The 21,784-nt window shown below is 65.8% G+C and carries 22 protein-coding genes; 10 read left to right on the top strand and 12 right to left on the bottom strand.

All coding sequences use genetic code 11. From position 1 onward, the window contains the following. The first annotated feature begins 34 nt into the window (after positions 1 to 34). Together TSB10P1A_RS09560 and TSB10P1A_RS09565 are read left to right on the top strand one after the other, a co-directional pair. Positions 35 to 1,255: an argininosuccinate synthase gene (locus tag TSB10P1A_RS09560; RefSeq protein WP_186387686.1), complete on the top strand. Its 1,221-nt coding sequence runs from the start codon at positions 35 to 37 to the stop codon at positions 1,253 to 1,255. Further along, positions 1,252 to 1,947, top strand: coding sequence for a hypothetical protein (locus tag TSB10P1A_RS09565; RefSeq protein WP_208987057.1), 696 nt, complete (start codon positions 1,252 to 1,254; stop codon positions 1,945 to 1,947). Before TSB10P1A_RS09560 ends, TSB10P1A_RS09565 begins: the two co-directional genes overlap by 4 nt. A gap of 19 nt (positions 1,948 to 1,966) precedes the next feature. On the opposite strand, the gene TSB10P1A_RS09570 is transcribed toward TSB10P1A_RS09565, so the two are convergent. Next, complete coding sequence (locus tag TSB10P1A_RS09570) at positions 1,967 to 2,818, bottom strand: polyprenyl synthetase family protein (protein ID WP_186387909.1); 852 nt, start codon at positions 2,816 to 2,818, stop codon at positions 1,967 to 1,969. A gap of 279 nt (positions 2,819 to 3,097) precedes the next feature. Here TSB10P1A_RS09570 and mtgA point away from each other — a divergent pair, with 279 nt between their 5' ends. From mtgA to TSB10P1A_RS09585, 3 genes are all read left to right on the top strand, one after another. Further along, positions 3,098 to 3,817, top strand: coding sequence for a monofunctional biosynthetic peptidoglycan transglycosylase (mtgA, locus tag TSB10P1A_RS09575; RefSeq protein WP_186387910.1), 720 nt, complete (start codon positions 3,098 to 3,100; stop codon positions 3,815 to 3,817). A 165-nt stretch (positions 3,818 to 3,982) separates the two neighbouring features. Beyond that, positions 3,983 to 4,168, top strand: a complete 186-nt coding sequence (gene rpmF / locus TSB10P1A_RS09580) for a 50S ribosomal protein L32 (protein ID WP_097174322.1) — start codon at positions 3,983 to 3,985, stop codon at positions 4,166 to 4,168. Positions 4,169 to 4,501: 333 nt separating this feature from the next. Beyond that, positions 4,502 to 5,710, top strand: a complete 1,209-nt coding sequence (locus TSB10P1A_RS09585) for a hypothetical protein (protein WP_186387687.1) — start codon at positions 4,502 to 4,504, stop codon at positions 5,708 to 5,710. 139 nt (positions 5,711 to 5,849) lie between these two features. On the opposite strand, the gene phbB is transcribed toward TSB10P1A_RS09585, so the two are convergent. Together phbB and TSB10P1A_RS09595 are read right to left on the bottom strand one after the other, a co-directional pair. Continuing rightward, the gene (gene phbB, locus TSB10P1A_RS09590) at positions 5,850 to 6,578 is read right to left on the bottom strand and encodes an acetoacetyl-CoA reductase (protein WP_186387688.1); all 729 of its coding nucleotides are present in this window, start codon (positions 6,576 to 6,578) and stop codon (positions 5,850 to 5,852) included. A gap of 159 nt (positions 6,579 to 6,737) precedes the next feature. Further along, positions 6,738 to 7,919, bottom strand: coding sequence for an acetyl-CoA C-acetyltransferase (locus tag TSB10P1A_RS09595; protein WP_186387689.1), 1,182 nt, complete (start codon positions 7,917 to 7,919; stop codon positions 6,738 to 6,740). Between the two features lie 343 nt (positions 7,920 to 8,262). On the opposite strand from TSB10P1A_RS09595, the gene phaR reads away from it, so the two are divergent. Beyond that, positions 8,263 to 8,859 carry a polyhydroxyalkanoate synthesis repressor PhaR gene (gene phaR / locus TSB10P1A_RS09600; protein ID WP_186387690.1) on the top strand — a complete coding sequence of 199 codons (597 nt, stop codon included), beginning with the start codon at positions 8,263 to 8,265 and terminating at the stop codon, positions 8,857 to 8,859. 59 nt (positions 8,860 to 8,918) lie between these two features. Here phaR and TSB10P1A_RS09605 read toward each other — a convergent pair whose 3' ends face one another. Further along, the gene (locus TSB10P1A_RS09605) at positions 8,919 to 9,353 is read right to left on the bottom strand and encodes a heme-binding protein (protein ID WP_186387691.1); all 435 of its coding nucleotides are present in this window, start codon (positions 9,351 to 9,353) and stop codon (positions 8,919 to 8,921) included. A 194-nt stretch (positions 9,354 to 9,547) separates the two neighbouring features. Here TSB10P1A_RS09605 and ggt point away from each other — a divergent pair, with 194 nt between their 5' ends. After that, on the top strand, positions 9,548 to 11,140 hold the full coding sequence (gene ggt, locus TSB10P1A_RS09610; RefSeq protein WP_186387692.1) for a gamma-glutamyltransferase: 1,593 nt from the start codon (positions 9,548 to 9,550) through the stop codon (positions 11,138 to 11,140). 36 nt (positions 11,141 to 11,176) lie between these two features. On the opposite strand, the gene TSB10P1A_RS09615 is transcribed toward ggt, so the two are convergent. The 5 genes from TSB10P1A_RS09615 to TSB10P1A_RS09635 form a co-directional block, all read right to left on the bottom strand. Then, positions 11,177 to 11,518, bottom strand: coding sequence for a hypothetical protein (locus TSB10P1A_RS09615; RefSeq protein ID WP_186387693.1), 342 nt, complete (start codon positions 11,516 to 11,518; stop codon positions 11,177 to 11,179). A 182-nt stretch (positions 11,519 to 11,700) separates the two neighbouring features. Beyond that, positions 11,701 to 12,126, bottom strand: coding sequence for a hypothetical protein (locus TSB10P1A_RS09620; protein ID WP_186387694.1), 426 nt, complete (start codon positions 12,124 to 12,126; stop codon positions 11,701 to 11,703). Positions 12,127 to 12,313: 187 nt separating this feature from the next. Further along, complete coding sequence (locus TSB10P1A_RS09625) at positions 12,314 to 13,675, bottom strand: ammonium transporter (RefSeq protein WP_186387695.1); 1,362 nt, start codon at positions 13,673 to 13,675, stop codon at positions 12,314 to 12,316. 23 nt (positions 13,676 to 13,698) lie between these two features. Continuing rightward, positions 13,699 to 14,037, bottom strand: coding sequence for a P-II family nitrogen regulator (locus tag TSB10P1A_RS09630; RefSeq protein WP_067224442.1), 339 nt, complete (start codon positions 14,035 to 14,037; stop codon positions 13,699 to 13,701). A gap of 354 nt (positions 14,038 to 14,391) precedes the next feature. After that, positions 14,392 to 14,952, bottom strand: a complete 561-nt coding sequence (locus TSB10P1A_RS09635; protein ID WP_186387696.1) for a DUF924 family protein — start codon at positions 14,950 to 14,952, stop codon at positions 14,392 to 14,394. Positions 14,953 to 15,055: 103 nt separating this feature from the next. Between TSB10P1A_RS09635 and TSB10P1A_RS23715 the strand changes: the two genes are divergently transcribed. Further along, on the top strand, positions 15,056 to 15,289 hold the full coding sequence (locus TSB10P1A_RS23715; RefSeq protein WP_244293060.1) for a sulfurtransferase TusA family protein: 234 nt from the start codon (positions 15,056 to 15,058) through the stop codon (positions 15,287 to 15,289). Positions 15,290 to 15,302: 13 nt separating this feature from the next. On the opposite strand, the gene TSB10P1A_RS23875 is transcribed toward TSB10P1A_RS23715, so the two are convergent. Further along, on the bottom strand, positions 15,303 to 15,656 hold the full coding sequence (locus tag TSB10P1A_RS23875; protein WP_371328846.1) for a 4a-hydroxytetrahydrobiopterin dehydratase: 354 nt from the start codon (positions 15,654 to 15,656) through the stop codon (positions 15,303 to 15,305). A gap of 94 nt (positions 15,657 to 15,750) precedes the next feature. Here TSB10P1A_RS23875 and TSB10P1A_RS09650 point away from each other — a divergent pair, with 94 nt between their 5' ends. Together TSB10P1A_RS09650 and TSB10P1A_RS09655 are read left to right on the top strand one after the other, a co-directional pair. Next, positions 15,751 to 16,200, top strand: a complete 450-nt coding sequence (locus TSB10P1A_RS09650) for a low molecular weight protein-tyrosine-phosphatase (RefSeq protein ID WP_186387699.1) — start codon at positions 15,751 to 15,753, stop codon at positions 16,198 to 16,200. A 117-nt stretch (positions 16,201 to 16,317) separates the two neighbouring features. After that, entirely contained in the window at positions 16,318 to 16,770 is a 453-nt protein-coding gene (locus TSB10P1A_RS09655) for a host attachment family protein (RefSeq protein WP_186387700.1), read from the top strand. 47 nt (positions 16,771 to 16,817) lie between these two features. Here TSB10P1A_RS09655 and TSB10P1A_RS09660 read toward each other — a convergent pair whose 3' ends face one another. Together TSB10P1A_RS09660 and pyc are read right to left on the bottom strand one after the other, a co-directional pair. Next, on the bottom strand, positions 16,818 to 18,026 hold the full coding sequence (locus TSB10P1A_RS09660) for a winged helix-turn-helix domain-containing protein (protein WP_186387701.1): 1,209 nt from the start codon (positions 18,024 to 18,026) through the stop codon (positions 16,818 to 16,820). 7 nt (positions 18,027 to 18,033) lie between these two features. Further along, positions 18,034 to 21,498: a pyruvate carboxylase gene (gene pyc, locus TSB10P1A_RS09665; RefSeq protein WP_186387702.1), complete on the bottom strand. Its 3,465-nt coding sequence runs from the start codon at positions 21,496 to 21,498 to the stop codon at positions 18,034 to 18,036. Between the last annotated feature and the right edge of the window lie 286 nt (positions 21,499 to 21,784).

Genomic DNA, 21,784 nt, shown 5'->3' on the forward strand with positions numbered 1-21,784 from the left:
CGCCTCACCTGCCCAGGACTGGACTACCGACCCCATGGCACAGAAAGACATCAAGAAGGTGGTGCTCGCCTATTCCGGCGGCCTCGATACCTCGATCATCCTGAAATGGCTGCAGACCGAATATGGCTGCGAGGTGGTGACCTTCACCGCCGATCTCGGCCAGGGCGAGGAACTGGAGCCGGCGCGCAAGAAAGCCGAGATGCTCGGCATCAAGGAAATCCACATCGACGATTTGCGCGAGGAGTTCATCCGCGACTTCGTCTTCCCGATGTTCCGTGCCAATGCGCTCTACGAGGGTGTCTACCTGCTCGGCACCTCCATCGCCCGTCCGCTGATCTCCAAGCGGCTGATCGAGATCGCCCACGAGACCGGCGCCGACGCGATCGCCCACGGCGCCACCGGCAAGGGCAACGACCAGGTCCGCTTCGAGCTGTCCGCCTATGCGCTCGACCCGGATATCAAGGTCATCGCCCCCTGGCGCGACTGGACCTTCAAGTCCCGGACCGATCTCATCGAATTCGCCGAACAGCACCAGATCCCGGTGCCGAAGGACAAGCGCGGCGAGGCGCCGTTCTCGGTCGACGCCAACATGCTGCACTCCTCGTCCGAGGGGAAGGTCCTTGAGGACCCGTGGGAGGAGCCGCCGGCATATGTCTACCAGCGCACCGTCGACCCGATGGAGGCGCCGGACGTCCCGACCGAGATCACCATCGGCTTCGAGAAGGGCGATGCCGTGTCGCTCAACGGTGAGACGCTGTCGCCGGCCACGCTGTTCGCCAAGCTGAACGAGTACGGCCGCGAGAACGGCATCGGCCGCATCGACCTCGTCGAGAACCGCTTCGTCGGCATGAAGTCGCGCGGTGTCTACGAGACGCCGGGCGGTACCATCCTTCTCACCGCCCACCGGGCGATCGAGTCGATCACCCTCGACCGCGGCGCCGGCCACCTGAAGGACGAGCTGATGCCGCGTTACGCGGAGCTCATCTACAACGGCTTCTGGTTCTCGCCCGAGCGCGAAATGCTGCAGGCCGCCATCGACAAGAGCCAGGAGAAGGTCGCCGGCGAGGTCCGCCTCAAACTCTACAAGGGCAACGTCATCGTCGTCGGCCGCCAGTCGCCCTACTCGCTCTATTCCGAGGAACTGGTGACCTTCGAGGACGATCGCGGCGCCTATGACCAGAAGGACGCAGCCGGCTTCATCCGTCTGAACGCCCTGCGCCTGCGCACCCTGGCCAAGCGCGACCGGCTGAAGTGAACTCGCACCCGGCGCGGGATGCGGCCTGGATCGCCCTTGTCGGCGACAGGCTCGCTCGCGCCGGGTTTTGCCTGCTCGGCCGCTTCGAACCCGTCTCCGACGACGCGGTGCCGGACATCCGGCCGGGCCGCGAGACGCGCGCGGTCCTTGTCGTCGGTAGTCTCTCCAACGCGCTCTTTAAGATCTTCGCAACGAGCCCTGAGGCGGCCGACGACCAGCCGGATCCGCTGGACCGCTTCACGCGCCGGATCCTGAGCGATTTGGCGGCGAGCGAGGGTCTTGGCATCGTCTTCCCCTTCGAGGGGCCTCCCTACCACCCGTTCCAGCGCTGGACGCTGAGGGCAGGCAGCTTCTCGCGCTCGCCGATGGGCGTTCTGGCGCATCGCGCGTTCGGCCCCTGGGCGGGTCTGCGCGGGGCCCTGCTGTCGGCAGAGCCACTGACCGCATCCTCGGATGCGGGAGCGGATGGCCCCTGCCCGACCTGTCTTGAAAAACCCTGTCTCTCCGCCTGCCCGGCCGGCGCCCTGTCACAGGCCGGCTACGACGTGCCGCGCTGTCTGGCCTATCTGCGGGCAGATCCTGCTGCACCCTGCCATGACGGCTGCCTGGCACGGCATGCCTGCCCCTTCGGCCGGCCTCATGCACAGTCGGCCGAGGCAGGCAGCTTTCACATGCGCAGCTTTGTCGGGTGAAATCCGGCAGGCAGCGGCTTCAGCGGTCTCTGGCGGCAACGAACCGGGCAAGAGCGGCAAGCGATGCCGCCCGCTCGCCAAAAGCGGCAAGCAGCGTTTCCGCTTCCGCCACCAGCCGGCCGAGCTCCGCGCGCGTCCACGCCGTCCCCTTCAGCGCGACCAGAGTGGCCTTGCCGGCCGCCGCGTCCTTGCCGGCCGCCTTGCCGAGCGCCGCCGCATCACCCTCGACATCGAGCAGGTCGTCGGCGAGTTGGAATGCCAGACCGATCACTTCTCCGAACCGGGTCAGCCGCTCGATATCCTCGACTGAGGCATCGGCGAGCCGGGCACCCGTACGGGCCGCATAGCGGATCAGCGCCCCCGTCTTCATCGACTGCAGCAGCCGAATCTCGGTCTCGCCGAGGCTGCTGTGCTCGGCCGCCAGATCCAGCATCTGCCCGCCTGCCATCCCGCCGATGCCGGCGGCGCGCGCCAGCTCGCGCGAGGCCGCGAGCCGCACGCCCGCCTCCGCATGCACGCGCGGATCCGCCACGAGATCGAAGGCCAGCGTCAGCAGCGCATCGCCGGCGAGAATCGCCGTCGCCTCGTCGAAGGCGCGATGCACGGTCGGCCGGCCGCGCCGCAGGTCGTCGTCGTCCATTGCCGGCAGGTCGTCATGGACCAGCGAATAGCAGTGGATGCATTCGAGGGCCGCGGCCGCGACCAGGACGCCATCGTCATCGCGGCCGAACAGCCGCGCGGCGGCAAGCATCAGACCCGGGCGCAGCCGCTTGCCGCCGCTGAGCGCCGCATAGCGCATGGCTTCAACGAGACGCGGCGGGCGCGCCAACTCTCCCTCTTCCGTCTGGCCGAGGAGCAGACGATCCAGCATGGCTTCGAACCGCCCGGCGTCGGCGGCAAGCTGATCTGCGGCATCGGCGGTCACGAAACGGCTCCTGATGGCCTTGAGGGACAGCGGCTGGCGACCGACCGCCAGCATCCTGCCTCAGTGTCGAAAATCCGGGCCGAGGTCAACAGCCTGCATGGCGCCATGCCGGTCCGCGCAGGCGTTTGTTGTCTGGAGCGCCGCCAGCCTGTATTCCGGCAGCGCGGTGTGGCACCGTGCGGATCGATAGGTCGGTTGAGACGGGCGGGGCGAGCAGCGGAACGGATGAGCGAGGAAGAGGTCAGCAGCCAGACGCGACAGCCGCGCCGGTGGCGCTTGCGCCGCATCCTGCTGCGCACGCTCATTGCGCTGCTGCTCCTGCCGCCGTTCCTGACGCTGCTCTACGCCGTCGTGCCCCCCGTCAGCACCTTGATGCTGAGCCGCTACGTGCAGGGCCTTTGGGTGGCCCGCGACTATGTCCCGCTCGATCAGATCTCTCCGCATCTTGTGCGATCGGTGGTCGCCTCCGAGGATGCCCGGTTCTGCCAGCATGGGGGCATCGACTGGGAGGCGCTGCAGAGCCAGATCACGACCTTCAACGAAGGAGGCTCGGCGCGCGGCGCCTCGACCATCACCATGCAGGTCGCCAAGAACCTGTTCCTCTGGAACGACCGCAGCTATGTCCGCAAGATGATGGAACTGCCGCTCGCTCTCATGATCGATGCCATGCTGAGCAAGCGGAGGATCCTGGAGATTTATCTCAACATCGCCGAATGGGGAGAAGGCGTATTCGGTGCCGAGGCGGCAGCCCAGGCGTGGTTCGGCAAACCCGCGGCGGATCTCAGTCGCACCGAGGCGGCCCGGCTCGCCACCGCACTGCCCAATCCGCTGGCGCGAAATCCGGCCCGCCCGCGCCCCGGCCACGACCGTCTGGCGCGCATCAATCAGCGCCGCGCAACGGCGATCGACCCGCACCTGGAATGCCTACTCGGCTTCGGTCGCTGAGCGCTGCGCAAAGAATCGCCGCAGGGCGAAAATTCTCGAGATTCGGGCTGGCAAAGCGGCAAAAGGTCCGGTATAAGCCCGCCATTCCTGCACACCGTGTAGACCCACGCCCCGGGCTGACCCGGTCCGGGTTTCGCGGGATATTGCACGACGGAGAGTACGACAATGGCCGTTCCGAAGAGAAAAACCACGCGCATGAAGCGCGGCGCGCGTCGCTCCGCGGACGCCCTGAAGCAGCCGACCTATGTCGAGGACAAGGATTCGGGCGAACTTCGCCGCCCGCATCACGTCGACCTGAAGACGGGCATGTACCGGGGCCGCCAGATCCTGGCGGTGAAGGAAGACGTGTGATCGGAGCTTCCGGCAGGCGCGGCGTCCGTCGTCGCGTCGTATCGGTAAGACCTTCACCCCGGCCAACCGGCCGGGGTTTGCGCGTTTTAGAAAAGGATCGAAGCCCGTGCTTCGATCCTTTTTTGCGTTGTGCCTGCCGTCTCAGGTTTGCGAGGCCGTCTCCACCGGCTGATCCGCCGGGTCCCGCATCCGTAACATGGAAACCCTGTGCAGGGTTGTTCCAGGACCGTGGCGAGGCAACCTTGCAGGAGAAACGCAACTCCGGTTACCAAGGCGGCTATACGCGCAGGGGCGGTGCGCAAAGGCACGATCAGCGCAGTTTGCCGGGGCCGCATGAACGACAACAGCGGGACGTCTAAGGTCCGGAAACGACGGGTCATCTACATACCGGGCTACGACCTGCGCCGGCCCGAGACAGTCTTCAGCCAGCTCACGGAAGAATTGGCCCATTTCCTGAGACTCCGGTCGGTGTCGGGGTCGTTCTCCGGTTTGAGGCCAGGCGCCGGATCCGGGGGATCTTCTGTCGACTGGACCGGTGAAATCGCCTGGCCGGAAGGCGTGGTGACGACGCGATTCTCCCTGCTGGGTTGGCGGGATCTGAGCAAACGCGACTTTCGACGCCCCCTCTGGGCGGTCATTGCGGGGGCTGTGCGCACATTCGTCCTATTCGCGATGGCCGGCGGCTACAGCGAGCGCCTGCGTGCCAACTGGATGAACGGCCTTTTCTTTCTCTACCCGATGCTTGCGATTCTCGTGTTTCTGGTCGCCTCGATCGTGCCGGCGCTGCTTTTTCCCTTCATTCTCCCCGGAACCGGTCCTGTCCATGCGGCCTTGAGCGTTGCGGCAGGCCTGGCCTGGATGATCTCGCTTTACCAGGTGACCCGTCTCTTGGAACGCTGGACCTATGTCTGGTACCTGATCCATGACTGGTATTCCATCGGACGTCTGGCGCGCAATGAAGACCCGCGGATGACGGCGCGCATCGCCGAGTTCGCCGAACGGATCATCGGGATGGCCACCGAATGCGAGTCGGACGAGGAGTTTGTCCTTGTCGCCCACAGTTCCGGAACCTTTGTTCTGCTCTACACGCTGCGGGAGGTGCTGAAGCGCGTGCCGGATTTCGGCGCGGCGCAGGGCCGGTTCACCGTTCTGACGATGGGGTCGGCATTCGCCTATGCCGGCGGCTTCGGCGCGCAGAGAGGCTTCGGCGCCGCTGTCGCGAGCCTTGCCCAGGCACGGCATCTCGACTGGACCGATGTCTATGCCCCCCACGATATCCTTTGCTGCGGAAAGACCACGCCGGTAGCGACCTATGCGCCTTGGCTGGCGCGACATGTCCAGGAGCCGAGACGTTTCAGCGTGAGGGTGCCGGACCGGATGACCGCCGAGCTCTATCGCCATCTTCGGTTCCGCTTCTTCAAGCTGCATTTCTGCTATTTCCTCGCCTCCGAGCGAGCGGACCTCTTTGACTTCTACCGGCTTACGCTCGGACCGTTGCCCGTGGCCCGGCAACTCGAACGCTGGGAAAAATCGCTTCCCTGAGAACGTGGGCCCCGTGCCGGCGGGCTTTCAAGGCGGAACGCCGACTTTGTCTGTGACCGCTGGCACATGAAAAGGGCTTCCGGCATGCCGGAAGCCCCGAAGCCCGCACCGGTGCGGCCGTGGTTGTCATGCGCCGGCGTCAGCCGTTGGCGTAGTACTGGCCGCCGTTGATGGTCAGCACGGCACCGGTCATGAAGGCCGCCTCCTTGGAAGCGAGATAGGCGACCGCCGCGGCGATCTCCTCCGCCTGGCCGAGCCGGCCGACCGGAATGCCGGCGATGATTCCTTCCAGAACCTTTTCCGGCACCGCCGCCACCATGTCGGTGTCGATATAGCCGGGGCAGATGGCGTTGACGGTGATGCCCTTGCGGGCGTTTTCCGCAGCGAGCGCCTTGGTGAACCCGATCACGCCGGCCTTGGCGGCCGAGTAGTTGGTCTGGCCGAGCTGACCCTTCTGTCCGTTTATGGACGAGATGTTGATGATGCGGCCGTGGCCGCGCTCGCGCATGCCGTCGATGACCGGGCGGGTCATCGTGAACATGGAATCGAGATTGGTGCGGATCACCGCCGACCACTGCTCGAAATCCATCTTGTGGAACCAGCCGTCACGGGTAATGCCGGCATTGTTGACGAGGACTTCCACCGCCCCCAGGTCGGAGACCACCTGCCCGACGCCCTCGTTGCAGGCCTCGGCATCGGCCACATCCCATTTGTAGACATGGATGCCGGTCTCCGCCTTGAAGGCTTCCGCCTTTTCGGTGTTGCCGGCATAGGTCGCCGCCACCGTGTAGCCGGCCGCCTTAAGTCCCTTGGAGATGGCGGCGCCGATGCCCCGCGTCCCGCCCGTCACGATTGCCACATTGCTCATTCACGTCCTCCCGTTCAGCTTGCGCTGCCGTGCCTGCCGCCGCTGACTGGCCCGGTCTGCCGGTTGCGGGCAGAAGGCCATCCGGCTTTCACCCGCATTCCAGCCGATGGCGGCCGCCCGTGCCTTGACCGGCATCAAGCGCCCGCCATCGAGCTTCGATCAACGCTCCACGCAGAGCGCCACGCCCATGCCGCCGCCGATGCACAGCGTCGCCAGACCCTTCTTCGCGTCCCGGCGCGCCATCTCGTGCAGCAGCGTCACCAGCACACGGGCACCCGAAGCACCGATCGGATGACCGATGGCGATCGCCCCGCCATTGACGTTGACGATGTCCGGGTTCCAGCCCATGTCCTTGTTCACCGCGCAGGCCTGGGCGGCAAAGGCCTCGTTGGCCTCGACGAAGTCGAGATCCTCGACCTTCCAGCCGGCCTTGGCCAGCGCCTTGCGGGAAGCCGGGATCGGGCCGGAGCCCATGATCGTCGGATCGACGCCGGCGGTCGCCCAGGAGGCCACGCGGGCGAGCGGGGTCAGGCCGCGGCGCGCCGCCTCGGCAGCGCTCATCACCACGAGAGCGGCGGCGCCATCGTTGATGCCGGAGGCGTTGCCCGCGGTCACCGACCCATCCTTCGTGAAGGCCGGACGCAGCTTGGTCATGCTGTCGAGGCTGGCACCGTGGCGGATATACTCGTCCTCCTCGACGATCCGGTCGCCCTTGCGCTCCTTGATCGTCACCGGCGTGATCTCGTCCTTGAACCGGCCGGCCTTCTGGGCCGCTTCCGCCTTGTTCTGCGAGGCGACGGCAAACTCGTCCTGCTGTTCGCGGGAGATCTGCCACTTCTGCGCGACGTTTTCGGCCGTCTGGCCCATGTGGTAGCCGTTGAAGGCATCCCACAGGCCGTCCTTGATCATCGTATCGATCATCTTGTAGTCGCCCATCTTGTAGCCGGCGCGCATATGGGCGCAGTGCGGCGACAGCGACATGTTCTCCTGGCCTCCGGCGACGATGATGGAGGCATCGCCGGCCGCGATCTGCTGCATGGCGATGGCGACGGTGCGCAGGCCCGAGCCGCAGACCTGGTTGAGCACCCAGGCCGTCGCGCTGTCGGGAATGCCGGCAAGGATGGCTGCCTGGCGCGCCGGGTTCTGGCCCTGGCCCGCGGTCAGAACCTGGCCGAACACGACCTCATCGACATCGGCGGCCGCAACGGAGGCGCGCTCAAGCGCCGAGCGGATCGCCACCGCTCCGAGCTCATGGGCCGGCGTGTTGGCAAAGGCGCCGTTAAAGGAGCCGACGGCGGTGCGTGCGGCGCTGACGATGACGACGTCGGTGGATGCACTCATTTCATGATCTCCCGAAAACCGGACCTCCCATGGCGCGGGCATTCCCCTGGTTGTTGTCCGGCTGCCTGCGCGTTTCCCGCAAACTAGAGACGCCCGCCCGCCAAGTGTCAACCGGAACACCCCTTAGCTGTTGGCGATTTCCGCCTTCGTCGCGTCATCCTTTCGGCGCAACCGGCGCCGATCCGCATGATATGACAAAACGGTGGTGCGCCCGCCCACGATTGGCTTATCGTGCGTCAGGACGAAGTCGCGGACGTGCAGGGTGATCCGACGACCGTGGACCAGGGAGGAATGCCGCAACGGCTTGCGGGCCGGGGCGCGAAGCCGGGATCCGAAAACCGACATGGCTACAAAGACCACCGATCCGACAATCATCAAGAAATACGCCAACCGACGTCTCTACAACACAGGCACCAGCACCTATGTGACGCTCGAAGACCTCGCCCTGATGGTGAAGGACGAGGAGGATTTTGTCGTCTACGACGCCAAGACGGGCGATGACATCACCCGTTCCGTTCTGACCCAGATCATCTTCGAACAGGAGAACAAGGGCCAGAATCTGCTGCCCATCACGTTCCTGCGACAACTGATCCGCTTCTACGGCGACAGCATGCAGAACGTGGTGCCGTCCTATCTCGACTTCTCCATGTCCTCGCTCACCAGGGAGCAGGACCGGTTGCGCGAGCAGATGGCGAATGCCTTCGGCTCCACCGCTTTCGACGCAATCGAGGACCAGGTGAAGCGCAATGCCGAGATCTTCGACCGGGCCATGCGGATGTTCCTGCCCTTCGGTCCGGGCAAGGAGGCGGAAGGACAGGCGACCCGGCCAGCCGAGGCCCCCCGGAGCCCGGCCAGCGCCGACGATCTCGACGCGCTGAAGAAGCAGCTCTCCGACATGCAGAAGAAGATCGATTCCCTCGCCGGGGGCAGCCGCGAGTAGATCGCGGCCGCCCGACCACACCTGGCAGACATGTGGCCGGACGATCCGTCCGGCCTGCTTCAGCCGCAGTCTGCGGAGAAGGCGGTCGCCTCAATCCCGGCGACCGCACAGATCTCGTCGTTGTCCGATGTATCGCCGCTGATGCCGACCGCACCAAGGATCGCCCCGCCCTTGCCATCGCGAATCAGCACGCCGCCCGGCACAGGCACGATGGCGCCGCCCGCCACCCCATTCAATGCCTGCACGAAATGCGGTCGCGTCCGGGCGTTCTCGTCGAGCCAGCGCGAGCCGGCCCCTACAGCGATCGCCCCGTAGGCCTTGCCGCTGGCCACTTGCGGCCGCAGGATCGAGGCGCCGTCCTGCCGCTTGAGCGCAACCAGATGGCCGCCTGCATCCAGAACGGCAACGGTCAGCGGCTTCAAGCCGAGTTCGGCTCCCTTGGCAAGGGCTGTATCGATGATCTTTTCCGCACTGGAAAGGGTCAGTTTGCTCATTTCCTATGGCCTCCGTGCCGGCATCCGATAGTCTTCACCGATCCATGGCTAACAGGGCAACTGCCTGCCACCAACGGATAAGAACGACAAGCACTCATTCCCTGAAGGTGAAAATACCCTCCTCCCCCGGTGGCTCGGCGGGCGCGACAGCCCCCGCTCCGGATCCAGCAAAACACAGCAGAACAAGGATCGTCATGCGCGATTTCCATGCCCCGGGACGCTCGAGCGTCCATGCCACCACCGCGATGGCGGCGACCTCGCATCCGCTGGCGAGCGCGGCCGCACTGGAAGTCCTGCAGGCCGGAGGCAATGCGGTCGATGCTGCAGTGGCCGCCTCAGCCGTGCTGGCCGTCGTCGAGCCGCAGATGACCGGCATCGGCGGTGACTGTTTCGCCATCGTCGCCCGGCCCGATGGCTCGATCCACGGCATCAACGGGTCCGGCCCGGCACCGAAGGCGGCAACGCCGGCACGGCTTGCCGAACTCGGCGTAACGAATATCGACGCGCAGGGCCCTCATTCGGTCACCGCTCCCGGTGCCGTTCGTGCCTGGCACGATCTCCTGGCCGCCCACGGTCGCCGCGGCTTCGCCGAACTGCTCAAGCGCGCTATTTCCTACGCCAGGGACGGCTATCCGGTCGCACCCCGTGTCGCCCATGACTGGGCGCTGGCGGTGCCCAAGCTTGCTGCCGATCCGGGCGCGCGCGACAGCTATCTCTTCGGTGGAGCGGCCCCGAAAGCGGGCGATGTCGTCCGCCATCCCGCGCTCGCACGCACGCTGCAGAAGATCGCCGCCGAGGGGCCGTCCGGCTTCTATGAGGGCGAGGTCGCCCGCGACATCGTCGATACGCTGGCTGCGCGCGGCGGGCTGATGAGCCTCGACGATCTCGCCGGCATGACCACTCTGCCGATGCCGCCGGTGATCCGGTCCTATCGCGGCATCGATGTTGCAGAGCTTCCGCCCAACGGCCAGGGCTTCATCGCCCTCGTCATGCTCGGGCTGCTGGAGCGCTTCGATCTCGCCTCGCTCGATCCGCTCGGCACCACTCGCTTCCATCTTGAGCTCGAGGCCGGCCGCCTCGCCTATTCGGTGCGCGACCTGTTCCTCGCCGATCCGGACCACATGCGGCACGGGCCGGATGCCTTCCTGTCATCCGACTATCTCGACAAGCTGGCGGCCCGGATCTCCCCGACAACCCGCATTTCGGAGATCCCCCCTGCCCTGCTCGGCCCCTCGTCGGACACGATCTACCTCACGGTGGTCGACCGCGAAGGCATGGCCGTCTCCTTCATCAACTCCGTCTACAAGAGCTTCGGCTCCGGCATCTGCGCCCCGAAGAGCGGCGTCATGCTGCAGAACCGCGGCGCCTGTTTCCGGCTGGAGCCGGGGCACCCGAACTGCATCGATGGCGGCAAGCGCCCGCTGCACACGATCATTCCCGCAATGGCACTGAAGGATGGCCGGCCGTATCTCTCCTTCGGAGTAATGGGGGGCGGCTACCAGCCTTGTGGCCATGCCCATGTGCTGAGCAACATCGTCGACTTCGGCATGGATCCGCAGGAGGCGATCGATGCCCCGCGCATGTTCTTCGACGAGACGACCCATGTGCTGCAGGCCGAGCGCCATGTGCCGCATGAGACCCTCGTCGGCCTGCGCGACCTCGGTCACCAGGTGGAGATCGTCGCGGAGCCCATCGGCGGCGGCCAGGCGATCCTGATCGACCGCGCGCGCGGCGTGCTTGTCGGTGGTTCCGATCCCCGCAAGGACGGCTGCGCCATCGGCTACTGAGACACCGGGGCTACTGAGCTGCCGAGGCGCAGCCCGTCAGCGGCTGACGGCCAGAATCCGGCCGGGCGAAGACACGCGCGGCTGGCGCTCCGCCAACCGGTAGGCCTCGACCGCCTGTTCGGGAGCGGCCCTCCGCCTTGCCCGCATCTGCGGCACATGCTCCCGCATGGCGATCAGTTGGGCAAGGAAAGCCGCACTGGGGCGATAGAGGCGGGAAAAGCGGTCGCCACGCGGCTCGCTGACCGGCGCGACCGGCACGACCGAGCGCGCCGCAGAGGCGAACGTAGCCCCGCCGACGGACGTCGACGCCGCCGTCTCGGCGGCACGCCGGCCCACGCCTGGTGCTGTTGCTGGACGTCCGCCCTGCTCGATCCGCATTTCCGCCTCCCCGGCGTGCCAATTTGAGACATTGGCGTTGTTACCGAGGAATTTAGCGCAAATGCCATGCCAGGCGATAATGTTTTGTTAACTTTTGACGTAGCGGCTTCTGTCGGCGAAGCCTTGTCCCCGCTTTTCAGCGCTCCGGAGCATGAGAGCGGCGGCGAAACTCCGGCGACCGCTCAGCGGAACTGGTCGCCGCTGGGAACTCCGAAATCGCGGCGAGCGCCGGTTATGGTGATGGAAAACCCCGCCAGCACATCGACCAGCGCAACGCAGGTCAGAATGAAAAACACCGACGTTGCAGCTTCGCGGACGGTCAGGAACTCGACCAGATAGGCGACCAGAACCAGGGTCGAGAGGATGTGGTCGACAAGCGCCACCGCACCGGTACGGGTGGCCTTGAGCAATTCGATGAACAGCATCGCCAGCGCGCACAGGATCGTCAGATCCGCAACCAGCAGCGAAAAGCTCGCACCGGAAACCAGATCGAGCGTCAGAACCGAGGAGAGCCAAGGGCCGCCGCCATCGCCGAGCAGGCCGAAGGCGAGCAGGTTGTAGACAATCAGCGGCACCACGGTAAGCGGGATGGAAGCCAGGAGCGGCATGGCGGGTCCTCGTTGCAGCCAAAACCGGTGTCTTGCGAATCGCAAGGCCGCGGCACGGCTCAGGATGATCGGCCTTCCGGCCCGCAGCAACCGCAGCCAGACGAAAAAAGCCCGGGGCACGGAGCCCCGGGCTTCAAGGTGCAACCGCCGGTCACGCCGGTTGCTTCGGGAGAAGAACCGGCTGGGCTCAGACGCGCTGGCTGCCCTGACCGAATTCCGGATAGGCCTCGACACCGACCTCGATCTTGTCGAGACCGAGCGCCTCTTCCTCGGCCGAGGCGCGGATGCCGATGGTGCCCTTGAGAGCCAGCCAGATGATCAGGCTGGCGCCGAAGGTGAACACGCCATAGGCGACAATTCCGATGAGCTGGACCGAGTAGGAGGCATCGCCGTTGGACAGCGGTACGATCAGCGTGCCCCAGATGCCGGCAACGAGGTGCACCGGGATGGCGCCGACCACGTCATCGATCTTCAGCTTGTCGAGCAGCGGCACGGTGAAGACGACGATCACGCCGCCGACGCCGCCGATGAACACGGCCTGCCAAACGGACGGAGCCAGCGGCTCGGCGGTGATCGACACCAGACCGGCGAGCGCGCCGTTCAGGGCCATGGTGACGTCGACCTTCTTGTACAGGACCTGGGTCAGGATCACCGCCACAACCACGCCGGCAGCCGCCGCCATGTTGGTGTTGGCGAAGATCCGGGAGATGTCGGTGACATCGGCGATCGTGCCCATGGCAAGCTGCGAGGCGCCGTTGAAGCCGAACCAGCCGAGCCACAGGATGAAGGTGCCAAGCGTTGCCAGCGGCATGGACGAGCCCGGCATCGGGTGCACCCCGTTGGCGGTGTACTTGCCAGTGCGGGCGCCGAGCACCAGGGCGCCGGCGAGCGCGGCCCAGCCACCGACCGAGTGGACGAGCGTCGAGCCGGCGAAGTCCGAGAAGCCCATGCCGTCGAGCCAGCCGGCACCCCACTGCCACGAGCCGGCGATCGGATAGATGAAGCCGGTCAGCAGCACGGTGAAGGCCAGGAAGGGCCACAGCTTGATGCGCTCGGCCAGCGTGCCGGAAACGATCGAGGCGGTGGTGGCGCAGAACACCATCTGGAAGAACCAGTCGGAGGCGACGGAATAGCCCGTCCCGAGATCGTTACCGCCGACCGGATCGAAGGCATACGGACCGAAGGAGCCGATATAGCCGCCATCGACGCCCGTATACATGAGGTTGTAGCCGGTGATCCAGAACATCAGGCCGGCAATCGAATAGAGGGTGATGTTCTTCAGGCACTGCATGGAGACGTTCTTGGCGCGCACCATGCCGGCCTCGAGCATGGCGAAGCCGGCCGCCATCCACATGACCAGGAAGCCGCCGAGAAGGAACAGCAGCGTGTTGAAGATATACGCGGTCTCGCTGGCGAGCGCGTATTGCGGCGCCTCGGCTGCGGCCTCGACTGCCTCGGTGGCAACGGTCGCGTCCTGGGCGAGAACGGCGCCGGTCGCCGCAAGAAGCGCAAGCGAAGCCAGCCCGGCGGTCTTGAAGGTTGTTTTCATTGAAATTCCCCTGCTCGGATGGGTCAAAGCGCGGTGGCGTCGGTTTCGCCGGTGCGGATGCGCTGAACCTGGTCGAGCGCGTAGACGAAGATCTTGCCGTCGCCGATCTGGCCGGTCTTGGCGGCGCTGGCGATTGCCTCGACGACCTTGTCGGCAAGCTCGGAGGTCACCGCGACCTCGATCTTCAGCTTGGGCAGGAAGCTCACGGCATATTCCGTACCGCGATAGATCTCCGTGTGCCCCTTCTGCCGTCCGTAGCCCTTGACCTCGGTCACCGTCAGTCCCTGAACGCCGATGCTCGTGAGGGCGTCGCGCACCTCGTCGAGCTTGAACGGCTTGATGATGGCCATCACGATTTTCATGCTTGCTTCCGTTCCTTTCCCTGCTTCGCTTCCCCGGCCCATTGCGGCAGGCGCGTCTCGGCTTGATCTGGCGGATCGCGGCCGCCACCACAGCCTGGTAGCCGGGCGATCCGTTTGACGCCGGTTCTCAATTATCAAGGAGCGTGCCAGTTCGTGCTGCGGCGCAAAATATGGCCGGACAGACGGGCAGATCGTGAAGAAAAACAAATGTAAAACAATAAGATATGAAAAGTCTGCAGGTCACCTTTCCGGCTTCGGGGCCGCCCTCTCGAAGCACCTTCGTCTGCACAAAAAATAGCCACATCCGACAGGTGGATGCGGCTAAATTATGTGCACAAATTTTGTGCGCTCCACTCAGGCGCTGAAGCCACCATCGGCAAGATAGGCCGCCTCAGCCGGCGTCGTCTCCCTTCCCAGCGCGGCATTGCGGTGGGGGAAACGGCCGAACCGGCGGATCACGTCGAGATGGATCAGGGCATAGAGATATCCCTGTTCATCGCCATGGCGGCGGAACAGATCCACGCTTCGCTCCTGATCCGCCATGTCCTCGGAATGTTCGAAGGGCAGATAGAAGAAGGGGCGCGCCTCCTTCGGAAACGCCCGGTCGAACCCGGCGGCAAGAGCCCCTCCGGCAATACGGCGCGCGCGCTCGTCGGAAGCGAAGGCAAGCGCATTGCCGCGGAACAGATTGCGCGGGAACTGGTCGAGCAGCAGCAGCAGGGCGAGCGCCCCATGCGGAGTGTCCGCCCAGGCATCCAGGGCCCCGTCCCGCGCCGGCTCGACAAGATCCCCAAACCGCGCCTGGATCTGCGCATCGAAGGCCTCGTTGCGGACGAACCACCTCTGCGGTCCGGCCGTCCACCAGAAATCCAGTATGTCGAACGCATCGGGCTTGCCACTGCTGGTCACGGACATATTCTCCTGTCTTGTCTTCAGGGTCGGGAGTGCCCAGCCGGAACGGCTGGCGGAGGTCGATCCGAGGGGCCGGACTGCCTCTCATATCGGTGGAGAGCGCGCAGTGGACAAGGTCGATCTGGAGCTGGATCTGAAGGGCCTGAAATGCCCTCTCCCGGTTCTCAAGACTCGCAAGGCCATGACTCGCCTCGAGACGGGAGCCCTGATCCGCGTGCTTTCGACCGACCCGATGTCGGTGATCGACATCCCGCATTTCTGCCAGGAGGCGGGACACAGGCTGGTGTCGCGACAGACCGGGGAGAACGACGTCCACATCTTCCTCCTCGAACGAGGCTGACCTCGGCGCGCCATCAGTTGTCCGCCAGCATATCCATTTTCTGGGCCAGCCGGATGTCCAGTTCGCTCAGCCCTCCGGCATCGTGGGTCGTCAGAACAACCTCGACGGTCCGATAGACATTGAACCATTCGGGATGGTGGTTCATTTTCTCGGCAACGAGCGCCACCCGCGTCATGAAACCGAAGGCCGCGTTGAAGTCCTTGAACGTGAATGTCCGGGTGATCGCGTCGCGTCCCTCCACCTCCCGCCAGCCGGGCAGGGAAGCAAGCGCGTCGGAGCGGGCGGCGGGCGACAGCTTTTCGGTCATGGCGACCTCCTCCTGGAAACGGACGCCGACGGCGGCGACCCAACCCGGAAAGCGGACCACGACAGGCGCGGCCTGACAAGGGCTGCAACCCCATCGCGATGTCGGGCCTCGGCGTGGCCGGGCGCGACCAGACCAACCAACCAGCGAGGGCTTCGTGACCGCAATCCTGTTCGTCTGTCTTGGCAATATCTGCCGCTCGCCGCTGGCAGAGGGCATCCTGCGGCAGCGGATCGAAGCCGCCGGTCTCGGCGGCTCCGTCACCGTCGACAGCGCCGGCACCGCCTCTTGGCATGTCGGCAAGGCACCCGATCCGCGCTCGGTGGCGGTCGCCGCCCGCAACGGCATCGATCTGTCGTGCCTGCGCGCCCGCCAGGTGAGTGACGCGGACTACACGCGATTCAACCTCATCCTGGCGATGGATTCCGACAATCTCGCCGATCTTCAGGCCCGCGCACCGACCGGCTGCCGTGCCGAAATCCGGCGCTTTCTCCCTCACGATGTGCCCGATCCCTATTATGGCGGTCCGAACGGCTTCGACGCGGTCTTCCGCATGCTCGACCAGGGATGCCACGACCTCATTGCCCGGGAGACGGCGAAACTCTGACGCAGGCCATTCAAACGGGCTGCGATCGTACCTACGTGTCCTTCAGGTCTGGATGCCTGCTCCAGGCCGGCGGAACCGGTCACGAGCGGGCTCGGCACGTAAGAAGGGAGACCTCACATGAGCGGGCTGCGCATCGAGCACGATAGCTGGATTCTGGTCGGAGACGGCGAGAAAGCGCTGTTCTTCCGCAATCAGGGAGATGCCGACTACCCGAATTTCGAGGTCCTGCAGGTGTTGCAACAGGACAATCCGCCGACGTCGCAACAAGGCACAGACGCCCCCGGTCGGCGCAACGATGGCCCCGGTCCGCACCGCAGCGCCATGGAGCCGACCGACTGGCACATGATCGAAAAGCATCGCTTTGCCAAGCTCATCGCCGAAACGCTCTACCGCGAAGCCCACAAGGGCCGTTTTTCGAAACTCGTCGTCGTCGCTCCGCCGATGACGCTGGGCGACCTGCGCAAGGCCTTTCACAAGGAGGTGGCGAGCCGTATCGTCGCCGAGGTCGACAAGACGCTGACCGGGCATCCGCCGAGCCAGATCGAACGCATCCTCGCGACGAAGGACTGAAAGCCGATCCGTTCTCGCAGGTCCGTCGGGTTATCCGGCGCGGCGCGTCAGCCGACGGGCTCGCGCCGCCAGCCCTCCGCGAACACGACCCGTTCCATGCCGGTGAACCGGGCCATGCGGGCGAATTCGGCCTCCAGTCGCGCCAACCGGCCTTCGCCGAGCCGCACGCCGCGCTCCGGCCAGAAGGCGGTGACGAGCAGCTCACCCTCGGCCCGCCGGCAGATCATGTCGGCCCGGCCGATCATCCGGTCCTTTTCCATGATCGGATAGACATAGTAGCCGTAGCTGCGTTTCTCCGCTGGCACGAAGACCTCGATGCGATAGGAGAAACCGAACAGGCGCTCCGCCCGCTTGCGGTCGCGCAGCACCGGATCGAACGGGCTCAACGTCCGCACCCGCGCCGGCGCCTCAGGCGCCTCGCTCAACAAGGTCTCGATATCCGGTCGCGCAACGCTGGCGCGCTTCGGCTGACCCGGCCCGAAGTCGATCTCCACCGGCAGGATGGTCACGCCCACCTGCTCCGAGCACCAGGCTTTCGCCTCCTCCGGCGAAACAAGATCGTAGAAGGCCGCGATCTCGCCCGATGTCGCAACGCCCAGCCGCTGCAACGCCTCGCGGCAGGTCCAGTCGACAAAGGCCTCGTGGCTGACGTCCTGCTCGAAGTGCTCGCGCGGGATCACCCGCTCGGAGAGATCGTAAACCTTGGCGAAATTGTCCCGCGCGGTCACGGCGATCTCGCCGGTTCGCCACAGATACTCCAGCGCCGTCTTGCCCGGCTGCCAGTTCCACCAGCCCGGTTCCTTGCGGGCACGTTCGCCGTCGAAATCGCGGCCGCGCGACGGGCCATTGGCCCGCACATGCTCGCGCACCCGGTCGATCTCGCCGTGGAAGTCGTGCCCGTGCCAGTTCGTCCAGCGCGCCTTGAGCCGGTCCCTCTGGCGGGCGAAGCGATGGCGCCAGTAGGGATAGGCGCTGGAGGGGATCACCGCCGCGTCATGGGTCCAGTTCTCGAACACCGCCCGGTCGCGCTCCAGCAGACCCGTCAGTTGCGTCTCGCGATAGGTCTGGTTGCGCGAGAACAGGATCTGATGATGGGCCCGCGTCACCGTGTTGATGCTGTCGACCTGGACGAAGCCGAGGCGGTCGATGATGTCGCACAGCTCCGCCTGCCCGAAGCGCCGCGACGGCACATCGGACAGACCCTGCAGGTGCAGGAACACGCGGCGCAGGTCGGCGGCGGCGATCCTCAGCACCATCGACCCGTCAGCCCTCCGCCTCGAAGACCACCAGCAGGTCCTTCGCATCCACCTGCTGACCGGGGCTCGCCAGCACCTCCGCCACCGTACCGGCGCGGTCGGCGTGCAGCGCCGTTTCCATCTTCATGGCTTCGATGGAAACAAGCACATCGCCCGGCGACACGCTCTGACCCGGCTTCACCGCGACGGTGGAGATGACGCCCGGCATCGGCGCGCCGACATGCGCCGCATTGCCGGCCTCGACCTTGCGCCGCACCGCCGCGCCGGCGGCCCCATGCGCCCGATCCGGCACCTTGATGATGCGGGGCTGGCCGTTGAGTTCGAAGAACACCTTGCGCTCGCCGGTCTCGTCGGTCTCGCCGACCGCCTGGGTTCGCACGACCAGCGTCTTGCCGGGCTCCAGGTCGATCATCATCTCCTCGCCCGCCGGCAACCCGTAGAAATAGACCGGCGTCGGCAGCACATCGACCGGACCGTAGCGATCGCGCGCCACGGCAAAGTCGGTGAAGACCTTCGGATACATGAGATAGGAGGCAAGGTCCGTGTCGGAGACGTCGCCCGTCTTTTCTTCCAGTTCCTTGCGCCGGGCGGCGAGATCGTCGGCCGCCAGCAGCGAGCCGGGACGCACGGTGATCGGCGCCTCGCCCTTCAGCACCTTTGTCTGAATGTCCGTCGGCCACCCGCCGGGAGACTGGCCGAGATCGCCGCGCATCATCTGCACGACGCTTTCGGGAAAGGCGACCTCCTTGGTCGGCGACAGCACGTCGGCGACCGTCAGTCCCTGCGCCACCATCATCAGCGCCATGTCGCCGACCACCTTGGACGAGGGGGTCACCTTGACAATGTCGCCAAACATCATGTTGACGTCGTGATAGGCCTGCGCCACCTCGTGCCAGCGGGTCTCGAGGCCGAGCGAGCGGGCCTGTTCCTTCAGGTTGGTGAACTGGCCGCCAGGCATCTCGTGCAGATAGACCTCGGAGGCCGGCGCCTTGAGATCGCTCTCGAAAGCGCGGTACTGGGCCCGCACCGCCTCCCAGTAGAAGGAGATCTCGCGAATCGCCTTCGCGTCGAGCCCGGTGTCGCGCGGCCCGTCGCGCAGGGCCGCGACCAGCGAGCCCAGCGCCGGCTGCGAGGTCAGCCCGGAAAAGGCGTCCATCGCGGCATCGACCGCGTCAACGCCCGCCTCGACCGCGGCCAGCACGGTGGCGGCGGAAATGCCGGAGGTGTCGTGGGTGTGAAAGTGGATCGGCAGGCCGACTTCCTGCTTCAGCGCAGCGAACAGTCGCCGCGCCGCCTCCGGCTTCATCAGCCCGGCCATGTCCTTGACGCCCAGGATATGGCAGCCGGCACGCTCCAACTCCTTCGCCAGCTTGACGTAGTAGGCAAGGTCGTATTTCGGCCGCGCCGCATCCAGCAGGTCGCCGGTGTAGCAGATCGTACCCTCGCACAGCTTCTCCGCCTCGATCACCGCATCGAGCGAGACACGCATGTTCTCGACCCAGTTGAGGCAGTCGAAGACGCGGAACAGGTCGATGCCGGTTTCCGCCGCGCGGGCAACGAAGTCGCGAACCACATTGTCGGGATAATTGGCGTAGCCGACGCCGTTGGCCCCGCGCAGCAGCATCTGCAGCAGAATGTTGGGAACGCGCTGACGTACCGCCCGCAGCCGCTCCCAGGGATCTTCCGTCAGGAAGCGCATGGCGACGTCGAATGTGGCGCCGCCCCAGCATTCCAGCGAGAACAACTGCGGCAGGCCGCGGGCATAGGCATCGGCCACCGCGACGATGTCGAAGCTGCGCATCCGCGTCGCCAGCAGCGACTGGTGGGCATCGCGCATGGTCGTGTCGGTGATCAGTGCCCGCCGCTCCGCCTTCATCCAGTCGGCAAAGCCCTCCGGCCCCAGGTCGTCGAGAAGCTGCCGCGTCCCCATGCGGATCTCGCCGTTATAGAGCGGGGCGACCGGCGCGGGCGCATCGCCGGACGGGCGCGGCCGGTTTCGGGTCTCCGGATGGCCGTTGACGGTGACGTCAGCGATATAGGTCAGCAGCTTGGTCGCCCGGTCGCGCCGGGTGACCTGGCGGAACAGCGCCGGCGTCTCGTCGATGAAGCGGGTCGTGTAGGCGTTGGCCCGGAAATCCGGGTGGCCGATGACATTCTCCAGGAACACCAGGTTGGTGGCAACGCCGCGGATGCGGAACTCGCGCAAGGCCCGGTCCATGCGCTGCGCCGCTTCTTCCGCCGTCGGCGCCCAGGCCGTCACCTTCTCCAGCAGCGGGTCATAGTAGCGGGTGATCACCGCGCCTGAATAGGCCGTGCCGCCATCGAGCCGGATGCCGAATCCGGTGGCGCCGCGATAGGCGGTGATCCGGCCATAATCGGGAATGAAGTTCTGCTCGGGATCCTCGGTGGTGATGCGGCATTGCAGGGCATGGCCGTTCAGCCGGATCGCCTCCTGGGCCGGCACGCCGGAGGCCGGCTCGCCGATCATCGCACCGGCTGCGATGCGGATCTGCGCCTTGACGATGTCGATGCCGGTGACCTCCTCCGTCACCGTATGCTCGACCTGGACGCGCGGGTTGACCTCGATGAAGTAGAAGCGACCGCTGTCCGCATCCATCAGGAACTCGACGGTTCCCGCGCCACGATAGTCCGCGGCGCGGCCGATCCTGAGGCCGTACTCGCATAGTTCCGCGCGCTGGTCGGCGCCGAGATAGGGAGCAGGCGCTCGCTCGACGACCTTCTGGTGGCGGCGCTGGATCGAGCAGTCGCGCTCGAACAGATGCACCAGGTTGCCATGCCCATCGCCGAGAATCTGCACTTCCACGTGCCGCGCCCGCTCGACCAGCTTCTCCAGATAGATCTCGTCCTTGCCAAAGGCTGCCTTGGCCTCGCGCTTGGCCGCCGCCACATCGCGCAACAGCGCTTCCTCGTCGCGGATGACGCGCATGCCGCGCCCGCCCCCGCCCCAGGACGCCTTGAGCATCACCGGATAGCCGATCTCCGCGGCGAGCCTGCGGATCTCGTCCATGTCGTCGGGCAGCGGATCGGTCGCCGGCATCACCGGAACACCTGCTTCCACGGCCAAATTGCGAGCCGCCACCTTGTTGCCGAGCCGGCGCATGGTCTCCGGCGAAGGACCGATGAAGACGATGCCCGCCGCCGCGCAGGCTTCCGCGAATTCGGGGCTTTCCGACAGGAACCCGTAGCCGGGATGGATCGCGTCGACGCCCGCCGCCTTCGCCACTCTCAGGATCTCGGGGATCGACAGATAGGCCTCGATCGGTCCGAGCGGCTCCGCCAGATGCGCGCCTCGGCCGATCTGATAGGCTTCGTCGGCCTTGAACCGGTGCAGCGCCAGCTTGTCCTGCTCCGCATAGACAGCCACGGTGCGCATGCCGAGTTCGGTGGCCGCGCGGAAGATGCGGATTGCGATCTCCGAACGGTTGGCGACGAGAATCTTCCGAATTGCCAAGTCAGCCCCTCCTCCTGACAAGCACCCCGCAAGGGGGCGCCGGTGCCTTAGCGTCACCGCGTTCTAGCTGTTGCACCGCAACAAGGGAAGATGGCAGGCACGAGAGGACCGATAGGCCCCGCAAATGTCTGCCGGCAAATCGTCCCGGAATGAAACGATCGGGTAAACCCGTTTCGCGAGACCCACCGAACGCCCGCGACCCCATCCTCATCATCCGCTATGCCCACTCGGGCGGGGCACAACATATCGAATGAACATATCAGGAACAACTATCTGTCAGCGATTC

It is taken from the genome of Stappia sp. TSB10P1A, assembly GCF_900185725.1.
Taxonomy (GTDB): Bacteria; Pseudomonadota; Alphaproteobacteria; order Rhizobiales; family Stappiaceae; genus Stappia.